Genomic DNA, 14,348 nt, shown 5'->3' with positions numbered 1-14,348 from the left:
GATAGGCAAGGTGTGTAAGCGTTGTGAGGCGTTGAGCTAACTTGTACTAATGACCCGTGAGGCTTAACCATACAACCCAAAAGGGTTTCAGTTAATGGTTAACTTTAGCGAAAGAATACCGCCACTTGATTTAGTGTGACTCAATTTAAAACAGCTTTCTAAATTTCCAAATTTGGTTAATTACGCAGGTAATTGTTTGGCTGACAAAGCCGTAACGAGCGAAGCGCGGAGTGTACTTTAGTACATGAGCACTGTAGCGAGGAAACAATGCCGTCAGACGGACAATTAACCAGTAAGAATTTGTCTGGAAACCATAGCATTGTGGTACCACCTGATCCCATCCCGAACTCAGAAGTGAAACGCAATCGCGCCGATGGTAGTGTGGGGTCTCCCCATGTGAGAGTAGGTCATTTCCAGACGCCTAATACGATAAAGCCCGTTGCTAATGCAACGGGCTTTTTTCGTTTTAGCCTGGAGCTAACCACTCAAACATGGGGAGTAGGTGAGGCGTTTGCACACATCAAGCAGAGCTTGATGTTAATTAGGTAGGATGCTCTTTTTGACTTTTAATATTCACCACATCCATGTGGTAACTAGGTTTAGCTTACTATCTCTGTTGAGATGTCATATAGCGAAAGTTTTTATTTGGATTTTTCTGAATCGACTGCATTGATTTTAGCTTTAAATGCTTGACGTGTTTTTTCATCGGCTTGTTGATACCAAAAATCAAGCATTTGACCAACATTAATCTGAGTTGCATTATCTGGGCTACCAGTTGCAGCAACCTGTGTTGTTGATAAAGAGGTCGTGCTCGAGGCTAAATACGTTGCCATAGCTGGTGGTTGCCTCTTGATGGCTGCAGGTGCGGCGCTGAGGTTATATTGATTAATTTCTTCCCGGTAATTACGACCTATTTGGATGCCATCTTTAGTTAGGGTATCGATACGGTAGTCGACTTGCTGGCCATTGTCGTCGATGATGCTGACACTTGGACGTTGATTAAATCTATCAGCATCACTAGCAGAATTAATTTTGGGTAAAGTTATGCTGTATTGTGCATTTTGCCCCGTAAAGGTCACAATGACAGCTTCCGATATAAAGCGTTGGCGTTGTCCTTGATGGCGGAAGTTGGCTAGGTATTTGAACACTATCTGCTGTTGACCATCTTCTGCCGTTAAACGGGTTGCGTCAGTTTCTTGGGCATTGAATAACAAGGGTTCGGTATTCACGGGTAAGCTGACGCTGATTGCTGCAAGCGTTGTCGGCGCCATGAACATCGCGCTGATAAGCCCAAATTTAGAAAGTAAAGGATACGGTATTTTCATATAAAACTCAGATAATGATCAGCCCACAATTATATAGCACTTAAGTCAGGTTTTGAAAATGACGGTTAAACTCATAGACAACAATTTGTTTGGTGTGAGGGATTAATAACAGTAATTTAGCAGCGCTAGGGGTATAATTTATCTTGGTTTAATGATGGAGAGTGTTGTGCTGACTAAAATATTGGTGACCTTGTTAATTATTGCTGGTGCATTATTTTATGTTCGCAAACCGGCGCGTTCAGATCAGACGGAAACCGCTACTCAGTTTGGCCAGCGACTGTTATTTCGCTATGTTGCCATGGGTTTTGTGGTGCTGGCATTGTTCGGTAGTGCCGTGTATTGGTACTGGACATGGCAAGATGGAGAGCAGATTGTTAGTGTTAGCATTGTTTCGCCACTAGATAATAAAGTTAATATCTATCAAGTCCATAAGAGGGATATTAGTGAAAATGAGTTCACAACGGTCGAGGGTATTAAGATCCGTTTGTCGACTCAAGAGCGGATCATTATTGCGCCAACTGACGCTAAATAAGACACTCTATTTGTTATTAAGTTGATATGGAATAACTCCTCTGGGCAATTATTTATATTTAAGCTATCGCAGATGTCGCTAGGTTTACCCTAAATACTAGCCAATTGAACTTAATTCGGTACAATAAAGCTCTATTTTACCCTGCGCTTTGGTGGCTTACCTTTCATCAGAGTGTCTTTTTCAGGAGGTCATATGATCACAGCTTATGTCTATGAAGAGAATAAGTTATCTATTGTTGAATTGAATGTACAAGATAGCGTACCTGAGGGGACATTATGGCTAGATCTTTTCAAACCTGAAGATGACGAACGTGAGTGGCTAAGAGGCTATTCATCTGAAGAATTGCCTGAAGAGGAAGACATTAACGAGATTGAGGCTTCTGCGCGTTTTTATCAAAACAAAGATGGATTACACATCAACTCTTTATTTCCCCAGCGTGTTGGACAAGATGTAAAAGGTGTCAACATTTCATTTAACCTTCGTAGTCATTTTTTGGTGACGTTACGTGAAGACGATGTCGGCCTTATTCGTTTACTGCGAAATTACCTGCGTTTGGGCCGGTTAGATGTTAAAACCCCACAAGCGTTATTTTTAGAACTATTCAATTTAAAAGTCGACTACTTATCTGATTTAATTGAAGATGTGTACTCTGTTCTCGAAAATGTTGGCGATAGAGTGTTTGAAAGTGACGAACTCGACGATGTGTTTAAATTAATCACCTTGCAGGAAGACTCTAACGGTAAAATCCGCCTCAGTTTGCTCGATACTCAGCGCTCATTGAGATACATACAACGTTATTATCGTGGCAAACTCACAGATGATGATTTAAAAGATCTGCGCGAAATGTTGTCTGACATCGAGTCTCTGATGCCACACAGTCAATTTATTTTCGATAAGTTAAACTTTTTACTTGATGCAGCCATGGGCTTTAGTGGTTTACAGCAAAATAAGATTATTAAGATCTTCTCAGTTGCTGCGGTGATTTTTCTGCCGCCGACCGTGATAGCGAGTGCTTATGGTATGAACTTTACCAATATGCCTGAATTGAGTTGGCAGTGGGGTTATCCTATGGCGATTTTGATGATGTTTGGAAGTGCCGCATCAACTTACTTCTTCTTTAAGCGTAAGGGCTGGCTATAGCCAGTGGCGGTTATATCCGCTGGTGAGGTAGTTAAACATTAAGCTTTTTTTCATTTGGGGATGACTAAATTAAGCATATTTGCTCAATTAAGTTGTTTTTATCAGTTGAACGGATTGTTCGCTGTTTGAGTGTTCTTGATTATGGTGTTAACGATAACCTTGGCCATACATTAATGGCTAACCCTAGTGGCTAAGAGTTGATTTTACTCATTTTAATTCGCTTAAATTGCAACACTTGGGCTTTATTATCGCGATAGGTTTGTGGATCCGATATCAGTTCATTAAGCGAGATGAACTTGTCATTCATTAACCTTAATGTCAAAAAACATCTTGCATAAGGGCTAGTGCAACGCGACATTTGTAAGGTGAGATGATGTTGCATCGATCTAAGCTGCGCACGTGTATTGGGCGCAGCTTCATCAATAAGCGCTTGATTTAGATTATGTTGCAGCGCAGTCAATTGCTCTGGCGCATGTTGTGCCAGCCAGCGCAAACTATCAAAATCTGGAAGTTCAACCATATTAGCGTAACCTTTATCTTGTATTTAGTGCTCAGCACTGGACTAATCATGCTTTTATTCTAGTAGTAGATAGTCAATAAAGGTAAGGTGGTCTCTGAGACTTAGGTGTATCTCAAGGACTGGGACAGTTGTGAGTTTATGGTTTAGCTGAGTTGCCAAAGTAATAGCTTACCCTTTCTCGTGGACTTAGATAATTATGGATTTTTTCTGGCAATGCCGATGGTGCTATACAACGTACAATGGTTAAACCTTCGGTTTCTAAATCGACGATAGGAGCTTGATCTTTAGGAACTTGGGCGTCATAAACTAAAATTCTTGGAAATAAGATTTTCTCTAAATTGACTGCCATGACCATGGCAAATTGTCCGCTAGACAGTTCAACTATGCTGCCGGGAGGGTAGATACCGAGCATTTTGATCAACTTACCAATGGCAGCTTGATTAAGCTTTTGTTTGTAGTTTTTATATATATGCGCTAAGGCTGCATAAGGGGTGCGAGCCTTTATTTGTCCATCTGGGTGACAGAGTTGATCATAGAGATTAACCGCTGCGACCAACTGTGTCGGCAGGCCTATTCCTTCCTCTGTTAGTCCGCGTGGATAGCCCGAGCCATCCAGTAATTCATGGTGATCGCGTACGATATCCAATGCACTACTCGGAAAATTATCCGCTAATCTTAATAGCCCTACACCCATTGTCGGGTGCTGTTTAATGAAATTCATTTCAGGTTGAGTCAGCGGGGTTTTCTTGCGCATCAATTGGGTTGGTACTTTTAGCTTGCCGGTGTCATGAAACAATGCACCTAAGCCTACTGCTTCTATATCGTTTCGAGACCACTCTAACTCCTTCGCAACCATCATAGAGAGTAAGGCCACATTGAGTGAGTGATGATAGATGCCGTCATCATCTTTAGCATCGGCCATGAGGTGTAAGACTAAGTTGTCTGAGTTGAGAAGTTGTTCTGCCATATCACTCACCAGCTCTTGTGCATCATTAATGGCGTTGAGCGGGCGAAGTTGCAATTTGCTAATGAGACTACGCATCATGGCGACTGAGCGGCCGAACTGTTGTTCGGTTTTTTGTAGATCGCGTCTGAGCCTTTGCAGGTATTCAATTCGATTTAACTTATTTTCGCTCATCTGTGCGCTTAGCACATCAAGATTTGCATTGGGTGCCGCGTCGTCAACCTTTTCGATTACGACTTTGCTTAATGGCGGTACACTGCTTTTCTCTAAGTCGACAAATACAAATTCGATGCCTAAGTTTTTAATCAATTCAATTTGTGTTTTTTGTTTTATCTTAAATGAGTTAAACAGGAAAGGGTGCTCTTTCCATGAGATAGGTAATCTCACAAAATTGCCTGTTTGCAATTGATTAACATTGACCTTGCAGCTTTTGCTCATGTGATATGTAATTTATCTAAATACGGCTGAGTATTTTATATCAAGTATCAAGCTTTACAATTCGTTAAGCGAGTTGTCAGCATAGATATAGTCAAAAAATTCAGAAACAGAGAGTGTTATCACACGGATGAGAGAGAAATGGCCTTAATTGCTGTGTTATTAAGTTAAGTTGTAACTCTATGGTCGTGGTGATTGGTCACAGGGCTCTGTTGCAGTAACAACATGCCCTTTAGATACAATAGTCGATTGTGACTGAAGGGGGGAGTTGTATTACGCAACCAGACTGGAGGCGGTTAAATTGGGATGGTGATAATAAATTTGGCACCTTCAAGGTCTGATGTTTCAATTGCCATATGGCCGTTATAGCTGATGACGATTTCATGACAGACCGCGAGGCCGATCCCTTGACCCGGTTTTTGTGTATCAGCGCGTACGCCTCTCTCGACAATACGTTGGCGGATAATGTCGACAACACCTGGGCCATCATCTTCAACGATCAACACAAACTCACCGTTGTCGCTGTAATAGGCACTGACCGCCACTTGGCTGATACACATCTTAAAGGCATTCTCCATTAAGTTGCCACACAGCTCCATTAAATCGCCTTTATCGCCAGGAAACACCTGCTCTTGGGGGATATTAGCGCTAAAGTTAACTTGTTTATCGCGGTAGACCTTAAATAGCATTTGCGCGAGTTGCTCAACTAATGGAGCAACTGAAGTTTGCTGTTGTTTCAGCCCTTTTCGTCCGAGCATCGCGCGTTTTAATTGATATTTTACCAGTAGATCCATTTGGCTAACTTGCTGCATGATTTTTTCGCTAGCGCTGTTTTTATCCAGGCTTGAATCATCGGTAATGGCGTGTACAGCGGCTAAGCGAGTTTTAAGGCTGTGGGCTAAGTCATTCATCGCATTTTGGTAACGCTCTTGCTGGGCGCTCGATTGCTGCAACAGTTGATTAAGTGCTTGTGTCACACCTTCAAGTTCAACCGGATAATCGTTGGATAATGCCTTGGCCTTACCACTGCTGACTTGTTGCAACTCGTTGCGCAGGCGTACCAATGGTCGCATCCCCCAATAAGCTGCACTGATCAACAATACGAATGCTAAACCCAATACCATGGCGAGGCGCCAATAAGTACGATGACTGAATTTATCTAGTTCTTGCTCTAATTTCTGTGCATCTTTCATCACCAATAAGTTGTATTTATTTTTGGCGATTTCGACTGACAACAGATAGACAAAGTAATTTTTATTATCGGCTAAGGTTAAATAGTAAGGTGGGGCGTCTGTCCTAATTTGGTTAAAACGCTCACAGGTGTCGAATAAGCCACGATCGGCAGCCAATGATGAGGTCCAAATCTGTGTGAAGGCTTCATTACAACTGGCGATGATATAACGCTTCGGGGTGTTATTTTCTGTCAGCCATTGGCTGTCATCTGGGATCAGGTTGTTTTCTTTTAATTCTGCGGCGACTTTGGGGATCTCTGCGATCAGCTGCGCAGTCTCTTCATTATAATTATTTTGGGCATAGAGAATATTGACCAGCCAAGCTAAGCCAAAGCCTACTAAAGCAATAATGGAGAGTGAGGTCAGAAATAACCGCGTCAGCAGGCGGCGTTTGAATTTGAACTTTAACTGCATACGAGATTAAACTTATAGCCTTGGCCACGGATGGTGGCGATAGGGTTGTCTAAGTCGCTCTTGGCAAGTTTTTTTCGTAGGCGGCTGACCATCACTTCAATGGTGTTCGGGTCACCCTCTTTATCGCCATAGATGACATCCAGCAGGCGCTGCTTGGCCACAACTTCATGACAATGACGCATGAGGTATTCTAATATTTGATATTCAAATGCGGTCACCTCCATCGGCTCACCATTGAGAGTGACTTGTTTAGCGGCTAGGTCCAGTAGCAATGGGCCACTGGTTATTTGTGGTTTAACAAAGCCAGCACTGCGGCGAACGAGCGCATCTAAACGTGCGACTAACTCCTCTTTTTGAAAAGGTTTAACCAGATAGTCATCGGCGCCTGCATTTAAGCCCTCGACTTTATCTTGCCAGTTCACCCGTGCGGTCAGAATAAGGATAGGCGCTTTAAGTCCTGCTTGTCTTAAGGTGTGAATAAGACTAATGCCATCTTGGTCGGGTAAGCCCAAATCGACAATGGCCACATCGATGGGATAATTTGTTGCTTGATAAAACCCCTCCTTGGCAGTGAGCGCCACTTGTATATTATTGCCTAAATCACTCAGTTGTACTTTGAGGTGATGGGATAAGATCGGGTCATCTTCCACAATCAAAATTCTCATTCGCGTATGCCTTAATTTTATGGGTGAGCTTATTTTAGTGTAACCACTTCTATTGCTGGTGCCAATTGAGCTAAGCCGTTAAAGCCATTAGTTTATAATCATTTAACTTAACCGTTGCTGACTTAACTTGCAGCGACTAATTTTATATTATCGATCGCCTTGGCGACTAAGCGTTGTATTATCTAGAAATTGGGGGGTAATGGGTAGAATCGCGTCCATATTAAATAAAAGGACTATGGTATGCTATGAACTAAAGCCGTTGTTATATTGTTAGCGTGTTGATGTTTACCTACTATATGGGCGGCGGGTTTTACGTTTACCGCCATTCCTGATGAAGATGTGAGTCAATGACAAACTCGTTTTCGCAAGGTGGCGCGTTATTTAGAAGCTGAGCTTGGGGTCAAGGTTAACTATATTCCGGGTTAAGTCTTATGCGGCTGCGGCTGCGGTTACAGCCTTTAGAAATAATCAAGTACAGTTAGCTTAGCTTGGTTTGGTGGGTTGTCGGGTGTACAAGCTAGACGCTTAGTGCCTAGTTCGAAGGCCATTGCCCAAGCCTTTGAAGATCAATCGTTTAAAAGTTATTTTATTGCCCATCATTCAGTGCCATTAATACCAACTGATCATTTTTCCTAATTTAAATGGTTACACATTTACCTTTGGTTCTAAAGGTTCTACATCGGGTCGATTGATGCCACAATTTTATATTGAGCGCAATTTGGGCAAAAAGGCCGCCGATATATTTATGCAGGTAGGTTTTTCTGACGATCACACTAGGACTATAGCTCAAGTTGAAGCGGGCGCTTATCAAGTCGGCGCGGTTAATTATAAGGTGTGGCAAAGTGCGGTGGAGAATGGGCAAGTTGACACAGATAAAGCGCGAGTCATCTGGGAAAGTCCTAGTTATCCCGATTATCAGTGGACGTTACGGGTTGGAGTTGATGAAACCTATGGCGCAGGTTTTGGCCAAAAAGTTAAAATGGCGCTACATAATATGAATCAACCCGACTTATTAGCGAGTTTTCCTCGGCAAGCTTTTGTCACTGCGGGTAACGAAGATGATGAGGCAATTGCTACGGTGGCACTTGCCATTGGTTTATTAGATTTAGGCCATGCTGACAATCGAAGAACTGTCGCTAAGTTATGGCAATAAACGGATATTCGATAAATGACTATTGATGATACACCCTAGCGAAAAACTGGCGATAGTGGGTGAGTCTGCTGCGGATAAGTTAACGTTACTTAAAACTATTTATCAATAGCTTAAAGGTAAGGCAGCCTTGCGTTGCCAGACATAAAGTCTAGTGGATGTCCTCAGTGTTTATCCTCACATTTATAGGCAACCATTGGGTGGACAACATCGACAATTTAGTGCGGCCTATGGCGATGCAGCTGATCTTATTTGTTCTGTTGGTTGGTACCATGTCATTGAAGGGGAGGTTTGCCGTTGCCTTGGTATTTGTTGGCGGCTTGGCGCACACTGCTGGCAATCAGATGTATCGACGATGACATTAAGTGAGTTAAAGATAATCGCTCGGGGTCTGTCTGGTCCAGATACGGCTATAGGCCATCAACTGCGGATAAAAAGTGCGAAAAGCAATTTCGATGTCGATATCCATTTTGATCACTGTGTCTACCGCCCCGTCAAAAATATCAGGTTTTGATACGCGCTTGGCAACCGAGTTTATCGCTTGATGTAACCCGTCTTGATCTTCGTATGCCACAAGCCAATTCTGCTGGCGCATAGCGGGGATAATATCAAGCAGATTTTGTGGCAGATGCGGCGTGGCTTCTAGTGTTGTATAGGCGTGATCGGCAAACTGACTTAAGGATTGGTTATGGTACTCATCCCAATATTTAGCCAGCATATGATCGAAGGCTAAATCGATTAATATCGGCGCAGCTCGTTGCAGTTGCGCCGGAAACGCGGCGCGAAGCTCTTTGGTCAGCTCGTGACTGTTGGTGAGAGAAGCAATCTGTCTGTGCAACCAAATACCTTGTTGTAATGGCTTTGGATGATCGCTGATCTTGCCTTTAGCAAAGTCACCTGCCAAGTTAGCGCCTAGAGAGGTTTTACTGTTGTCTGCGAGATGGAGATGAGCCAAAAAGTTCATTAGATATGATGTATTTTCTTTGTTAAAGCAGGGTTTTCACGTTATCATGCCCGCCGGTGCTAAGGAACCTTTATTTTATGCAGAGTGAGCGTACGATGCAATCATAGGCAACTTAAGGATGTGCGCCCAGTGAGTTTCCCTTCATATAAACTATTATCGGTTTTAAGGATCATGGATGATGTTTAACTGGTTTTCAAAGCTATTAGGTAAAAAAGAACAATCGCAACGTAAACGCGTGCAGGTTGATATTCCGATAGAACAGCATAGTTATCGCAAAGCTTTTTTTGACGTCAAACCTCACCAAGTTAGCGTTAAAGAGGATGAAAGCACTAACTAGTGGGTTAGCCTTGATCTTCTCTGTTTCTGCCAATAGACTAGCGGCCGATTTATGTTAAACAGAGACTAACTATGCGTGTTGCCGATTTTTGTTTTGACCTTCCTGACGAACTGATCGCTAGGTATCCTATGCCCGATCGCAGTAGTTCGCGTCTATTGGCCCTCGATGGTGCCAGCGGCGAGATAGCGGATAAACAGTTTACCGATATTTTACAGATGGTGAATCCAGGCGATCTAATGGTGTTTAACAATACCCGAGTGATCCCCGCACGCCTATTCGGTCAAAAGCAAACTGGCGGCAAATTAGAGATATTGGTTGAGCGTATGCTCGACGACAAACGCATTTTAGCCCATGTTCGCAGTTCAAAATCGCCCAAGCCAGGTAGCATAGTGTGCCTCGATGGCGGCTATGACATGACCATGATAGCGCGTCATGATACGCTGTTTGAGCTTGGGCTTAACAGTGACAAGACCATTTTAGAGGTGCTCGAAGAGGTAGGGCACATGCCATTACCGCCTTATATCGATCGCCCAGACGAAGATGCCGACAAAGAGCGCTACCAAACGGTTTACAATCAAAATCCAGGCGCGGTGGCGGCGCCTACCGCGGGATTGCATTTTGATGATGCTTTGCTTGCGGCTTTAAAGGATAAGGGCGTCAATATCGCCTTTGTGACTTTACATGTCGGCGCTGGCACCTTCCAACCTGTGCGGGTGGATAATATTCTCGAACATAAAATGCATTCGGAGTGGGCTGAGGTTTCGCAGCAAGTGGTTGATCAAATCACGGCCACCAAAGCGGCGGGTAAACGCGTGATAGCCGTGGGCACCACGTCAGTACGTTCACTGGAAAGTGCAGCGAAAGCCAGCCAAGGTGAACTGCAGCCTTTTAGCAGTGATACCGATATCTTTATTTATCCAGGTTATGAGTTTCAAATTGTTGATGCCATTGTCACCAATTTTCATCTGCCAGAGTCGACTTTGATTATGTTGATTAGTGCATTTGCCGGTTTCGATGAGGTCAAAAACGCCTATCAGCACGCGATCGCTCAAAAATACCGCTTTTTTAGCTATGGTGATGCCATGTTTGTGACTAAAAAACCGAACTCATAAGTGATTTTGCTTTAAAATACCTACCCACTATTTAGAGTGGGTATTTTTTTATGTTTTTTCAGGTTAAGGGTTGATACTCAATTGTTTGCCCTTATCTCTATTGTTCATTCGTGTCTAAAACCATAGGCACAATATTGGTGTCAGACTGTTTCTCTGGCGAGGTTAATTATGAAATTTGAATTAGATACAACCGATGGTCGAGCTCGTCGCGGTCGTTTAGTCTTCGAGCGTGGTACTGTCGAAACACCTGCGTTTATGCCTGTTGGTACCTACGGTACTGTGAAAGGGATGACGCCAGAAGAAGTGCGTGCCACTGGCGCCGATATTCTGCTGGGAAATACCTTCCACCTTTGGTTACGACCAGGCGAAGAGATCATGCGCAAGCATGGTGACTTACATGATTTTATGAACTGGCAACGTCCAATTTTGACCGATTCTGGCGGGTTCCAAGTCTTTAGTTTGGGTGATATTCGTAAGATCACCGAAGAGGGGGTGCATTTCCGTTCGCCAATCAATGGTGAAAAGATTTTCCTCGACCCTGAAAAGTCGATGCAAATTCAAGATTCGCTTGGCAGTGATGTGGTGATGATTTTTGACGAATGTACGCCATATCCTGCAACTGAAGATGAAGCGCGTAAGTCAATGCAGATGTCTTTGCGTTGGGCTCAGCGTTCACGTGATGAGTTCGATAGATTGGAAAACCCCAATTCCCTCTTTGGTATTATCCAAGGCGGTGTATACGAAGATTTACGTGATGAAAGTCTAGATGGGCTAGTTAACATTGGTTTTGATGGTTATGCCATCGGTGGTTTAGCGGTTGGCGAGCCAAAGGAAGATATGCACCGTATTTTGGAGCATGTGTGTCCTAAAATTCCAACCGATAAGCCACGTTACTTGATGGGGGTCGGTAAGCCAGAAGATTTAGTTGAGGGCGTACGTCGAGGCGTAGATATGTTTGACTGTGTTATGCCAACTCGCAATGCTCGCAATGGTCATCTGTTTACCAGTGAAGGCGTTATCAAGATCCGCAATGCGCGTCATCGTGATGACACTTCACCACTTGATACTAAATGTGATTGTTATACCTGTAAGAATTACTCACGGGCGTACCTGTATCATTTAGATCGTTGCAATGAAATTTTAGGAGCACGTTTAAATACCATCCACAACTTACGTTACTACCAAATGTTGATGGAAGGTTTGCGTGGCGCAATTGAGACAGGTACATTAGACGCCTTTGTTGAGGAGTTCTATACCAGTCAAGGTCGTGAAGTTCCTAAGTTATCCGATTAATACTTACAGCTAATAAGAAGAGAGAACTATGTTCATTTCAAATGCATATGCAAACGCAGCAGGCGCACCAGCAGGTGGTGGCACCATGGAACTGATTTTCATGTTGGTCATTTTTGGCTTGATTTTTTACTTTATGATTTTCCGCCCACAATCAAAGCGCGTTAAAGAACATAAGAACCTAATGAGCTCATTAAGCAAAGGTGACGAAGTGTTAACCAGCGGTGGGATCTTAGGTAAGATCGCGAAAATCAGTGATGACAATGATTATGTGTTACTTACCATCAATGAAACCAGCGAAATCACAATTAAAAAGGATTACATTGCGGCTGTTTTGCCTAAAGGGTCAATTAAGTCACTTTAAGTTGTAACAATAAGTCACTTTAAGCCAAGAGGGCGATGGTGTGTTAAATAAATACCCAATGTGGAAAAACCTAATGGTGATGTTCATCATCGCCATAGGTGCTTTCTACGCAATACCAAATTTATTTGGTGAAGACCATGCAGTGCAAGTGGTCGCGACACGTGGTGCCGAAGTTAGCGTATCGACTCAGACACAAGTCAATGAGTTATTGTCGACAAAAGGCATCGAAGTTAAGCGCTCTGAGCTGGAAAATGGTCAACTGTTAGTGCGTGTGGCTAATGCGGATCAACAATTACTCGCTAAAGAGGCCATTGCGGACTCACTCGGTGATAAGTATGTTGTCGCGCTCAACTTAGCCCCGGCAACGCCAAAGTGGTTAGAGTCACTGGGCGGTAGTCCAATGAAGCTAGGTCTTGATTTACGTGGTGGTGTGCACTTCTTAATGGAAGTGGACATGAGCGAAGCGATTCGTAAGATGACCGAGGCTAAAATCGCCGATTTTAGAACCGATCTTCGCAGCGAAAAAATTCGTTATGCCGGTATCCGTAATAGCGCTAAAGGCATTGAGATTAAATTCCGTGATGCCGATAGCCTTGCTAAAGCTGAACGTTTTCTTAAGACGCGCAGTAACGACATGGTGTTCAGCGATATCTCATCGAATGACAACTATTTGTTACTAGCGAACATGAGTGAAACTTACCTTAAGCAAATTAAGGAAGAAGCACTGCAGCAAAACATCACTACATTGCGTAATCGTGTTAACGAGTTGGGTGTGGCAGAACCTGTGGTTCAGCGCCAAGGGGCTGAACGCATCATCGTCGAATTGCCTGGTGTTCAAGATACCGCACGTGCCAAAGATATTTTAGGTGCAACGGCGTCAATTGAGTTCCATATGGTTGACGAAAAAGCCGATGCGGCTGCGATTGCCAGTGGGCGTATCTCTGCAGGTTCGCAAGTCTACAATCGTCGCCAAGGCGGTCAAGTGGTGCTGCAAAAAGCGGTCATGCTAACCGGTGATCATATTCAAGGTGCTCAACCTAGTTTTGATGAGTACAGCCGTCCACAAGTGTCGATTAACCTCGATGCTAAAGGTGGAACTATCTTCTCAAATGTGACCAAAGACAACATCGGCAAGCCGATGGCGACCTTGTTCATTGAGTATAAAGATAACGGCGAGAAAAACCCTGACGGCAGCGTAAAGATGGACAAAATTGAGGAAGTGATCTCAGTGGCGACCATTCAAGCGCGTTTGGGGCGTAACTTCGTCATCACAGGCCTAGATCATGCTGAAGCGCAAAACCTAGCCTTGCTGCTACGTGCTGGTGCGTTAATTGCTCCTGTATCGATTGTTGAAGAGCGTACGATTGGTCCAAGCCTTGGTGCTGAAAACATCGAAAACGGTGTTCAGGCAATGGTATGGGGTATGGCGGTTGTGCTTATCTTCATGCTGGTCTATTACCGTGGCTTTGGCTTGATAGCCAACCTTGCGTTAACCGCTAACCTCGTGATGGTGGTTGGCGTTATGTCGATGATCCCAGGCGCGGTATTAACCTTACCTGGTATTGCCGGTATGGTGTTAACTGTGGGGATGGCGGTTGATGGTAACGTGCTGATTTATGAGCGTATTCGTGAAGAACTTCGCGCGGGGCGCAGTGTGCAACAAGCGATACACGAAGGCTATGGTAATGCGTTTTCAACCATTGCCGATGCGAACATCACCACCTTTATGACAGCGTTAATTCTATTTGCCGTGGGTACCGGTGCCGTTAAAGGCTTCGCGGTGACACTGATGATAGGTATTGCCACGTCGATGTTTACCGCAATTGTCGGCACTCGCTCTATTGTGAATGCGATTTGGGGTGGTAAGCGCGTGAAGAAACTGTCTATTTAAGGGGAAGTTGACT

General features: G+C 43.8%; 14 protein-coding genes, 1 rRNA gene and 1 pseudogene. 10 read left to right on the top strand and 6 right to left on the bottom strand.

Features of this window, described 5'->3' with window-relative positions:
• The first annotated feature begins 303 nt into the window (after positions 1-303).
• Positions 304-419: ribosomal RNA gene (gene rrf / locus DVO77_RS16800) — 5S ribosomal RNA — on the top strand.
• Between the two features lie 222 nt (positions 420-641).
• Here the strand turns inward: rrf and DVO77_RS16795 are convergent.
• Positions 642-1,325 carry a YccT family protein gene (locus tag DVO77_RS16795; protein WP_119979101.1) on the bottom strand — a complete coding sequence of 228 codons (684 nt, stop codon included), beginning with the start codon at positions 1,323-1,325 and terminating at the stop codon, positions 642-644.
• A 166-nt stretch (positions 1,326-1,491) separates the two neighbouring features.
• Between DVO77_RS16795 and DVO77_RS16790 the strand changes: the two genes are divergently transcribed.
• Together DVO77_RS16790 and corA are read left to right on the top strand one after the other, a co-directional pair.
• Positions 1,492-1,857, top strand: coding sequence for a hypothetical protein (locus tag DVO77_RS16790; RefSeq protein WP_119979100.1), 366 nt, complete (start codon positions 1,492-1,494; stop codon positions 1,855-1,857).
• Positions 1,858-2,049: 192 nt separating this feature from the next.
• Entirely contained in the window at positions 2,050-2,997 is a 948-nt protein-coding gene (corA, locus tag DVO77_RS16785) for a magnesium/cobalt transporter CorA (RefSeq protein ID WP_119979099.1), read from the top strand.
• Positions 2,998-3,187: 190 nt separating this feature from the next.
• On the opposite strand, the gene DVO77_RS16780 is transcribed toward corA, so the two are convergent.
• The 4 genes from DVO77_RS16780 to DVO77_RS16765 form a co-directional block, all read right to left on the bottom strand.
• Entirely contained in the window at positions 3,188-3,517 is a 330-nt protein-coding gene (locus tag DVO77_RS16780) for a DUF3135 domain-containing protein (protein ID WP_119979098.1), read from the bottom strand.
• A 136-nt stretch (positions 3,518-3,653) separates the two neighbouring features.
• Positions 3,654-4,919 carry an HD-GYP domain-containing protein gene (locus DVO77_RS16775; RefSeq protein WP_110458851.1) on the bottom strand — a complete coding sequence of 422 codons (1,266 nt, stop codon included), beginning with the start codon at positions 4,917-4,919 and terminating at the stop codon, positions 3,654-3,656.
• A gap of 293 nt (positions 4,920-5,212) precedes the next feature.
• Entirely contained in the window at positions 5,213-6,562 is a 1,350-nt protein-coding gene (locus DVO77_RS16770; RefSeq protein WP_119979097.1) for an ATP-binding protein, read from the bottom strand.
• Entirely contained in the window at positions 6,553-7,227 is a 675-nt protein-coding gene (locus tag DVO77_RS16765) for a response regulator (RefSeq protein ID WP_119979096.1), read from the bottom strand. The genes DVO77_RS16770 and DVO77_RS16765 overlap by 10 nt, the downstream gene beginning before the upstream one ends.
• A 294-nt stretch (positions 7,228-7,521) precedes the next feature.
• Between DVO77_RS16765 and DVO77_RS19455 the strand changes: the two are divergent.
• Positions 7,522-8,380, top strand: a pseudogene (locus DVO77_RS19455) (putative selenate ABC transporter substrate-binding protein).
• A gap of 164 nt (positions 8,381-8,544) precedes the next feature.
• The gene (locus DVO77_RS16755) at positions 8,545-8,736 is read left to right on the top strand and encodes a hypothetical protein (protein ID WP_162924209.1); all 192 of its coding nucleotides are present in this window, start codon (positions 8,545-8,547) and stop codon (positions 8,734-8,736) included.
• An 11-nt stretch (positions 8,737-8,747) separates the two neighbouring features.
• On the opposite strand, the gene DVO77_RS16750 is transcribed toward DVO77_RS16755, so the two are convergent.
• Positions 8,748-9,341: an acyl carrier protein phosphodiesterase gene (locus DVO77_RS16750; RefSeq protein WP_119979094.1), complete on the bottom strand. Its 594-nt coding sequence runs from the start codon at positions 9,339-9,341 to the stop codon at positions 8,748-8,750.
• A 175-nt stretch (positions 9,342-9,516) separates the two neighbouring features.
• Between DVO77_RS16750 and DVO77_RS19075 the strand changes: the two genes are divergently transcribed.
• The 5 genes from DVO77_RS19075 (at position 9,517) to secD (ending at position 14,335) form a co-directional block, all read left to right on the top strand.
• Entirely contained in the window at positions 9,517-9,678 is a 162-nt protein-coding gene (locus DVO77_RS19075; RefSeq protein ID WP_162924207.1) for a hypothetical protein, read from the top strand.
• Positions 9,679-9,749: 71 nt separating this feature from the next.
• The gene (gene queA / locus DVO77_RS16745) at positions 9,750-10,790 is read left to right on the top strand and encodes a tRNA preQ1(34) S-adenosylmethionine ribosyltransferase-isomerase QueA (RefSeq protein ID WP_110458855.1); all 1,041 of its coding nucleotides are present in this window, start codon (positions 9,750-9,752) and stop codon (positions 10,788-10,790) included.
• A 168-nt stretch (positions 10,791-10,958) separates the two neighbouring features.
• A complete protein-coding gene (gene tgt, locus DVO77_RS16740) occupies positions 10,959-12,083 on the top strand; it encodes a tRNA guanosine(34) transglycosylase Tgt (protein ID WP_110458856.1) in 1,125 nt (374 codons plus the stop codon).
• A 28-nt stretch (positions 12,084-12,111) separates the two neighbouring features.
• Positions 12,112-12,444 carry a preprotein translocase subunit YajC gene (yajC, locus tag DVO77_RS16735; protein WP_110458857.1) on the top strand — a complete coding sequence of 111 codons (333 nt, stop codon included), beginning with the start codon at positions 12,112-12,114 and terminating at the stop codon, positions 12,442-12,444.
• A gap of 40 nt (positions 12,445-12,484) precedes the next feature.
• A complete protein-coding gene (gene secD, locus DVO77_RS16730) occupies positions 12,485-14,335 on the top strand; it encodes a protein translocase subunit SecD (RefSeq protein WP_110458858.1) in 1,851 nt (616 codons plus the stop codon).
• Positions 14,336-14,348 lie beyond the last annotated feature (13 nt).

Source organism: Shewanella algidipiscicola (assembly GCF_003605125.1).
Classification (GTDB): domain Bacteria; phylum Pseudomonadota; class Gammaproteobacteria; order Enterobacterales; family Shewanellaceae; genus Shewanella; species Shewanella algidipiscicola.
This window is presented reverse-complemented; position numbering and strand designations above follow the sequence as displayed.

What these genes read in the sequence shown, in the direction of transcription:
- DVO77_RS16795 (WP_119979101.1), bottom strand. Translation starts at nt 1,325, where the DNA reads ATGAAAATACCGTATCCTTTACTTTCTAAATTTGGGCTTATCAGCGCG.
- corA (WP_119979099.1), top strand. Translation starts at nt 2,050, where the DNA reads ATGATCACAGCTTATGTCTATGAAGAGAATAAGTTATCTATTGTTGAA.
- DVO77_RS16780 (WP_119979098.1), bottom strand. Translation starts at nt 3,517, where the DNA reads ATGGTTGAACTTCCAGATTTTGATAGTTTGCGCTGGCTGGCACAACAT.
- DVO77_RS16775 (WP_110458851.1), bottom strand. Translation starts at nt 4,919, where the DNA reads ATGAGCAAAAGCTGCAAGGTCAATGTTAATCAATTGCAAACAGGCAAT.
- DVO77_RS16770 (WP_119979097.1), bottom strand. Translation starts at nt 6,562, where the DNA reads ATGCAGTTAAAGTTCAAATTCAAACGCCGCCTGCTGACGCGGTTATTT.
- DVO77_RS16765 (WP_119979096.1), bottom strand. Translation starts at nt 7,227, where the DNA reads ATGAGAATTTTGATTGTGGAAGATGACCCGATCTTATCCCATCACCTC.
- DVO77_RS16750 (WP_119979094.1), bottom strand. Translation starts at nt 9,341, where the DNA reads ATGAACTTTTTGGCTCATCTCCATCTCGCAGACAACAGTAAAACCTCT.
- DVO77_RS19075 (WP_162924207.1), top strand. Translation starts at nt 9,517, where the DNA reads ATGATGTTTAACTGGTTTTCAAAGCTATTAGGTAAAAAAGAACAATCG.
- queA (WP_110458855.1), top strand. Translation starts at nt 9,750, where the DNA reads ATGCGTGTTGCCGATTTTTGTTTTGACCTTCCTGACGAACTGATCGCT.
- tgt (WP_110458856.1), top strand. Translation starts at nt 10,959, where the DNA reads ATGAAATTTGAATTAGATACAACCGATGGTCGAGCTCGTCGCGGTCGT.
- yajC (WP_110458857.1), top strand. Translation starts at nt 12,112, where the DNA reads ATGTTCATTTCAAATGCATATGCAAACGCAGCAGGCGCACCAGCAGGT.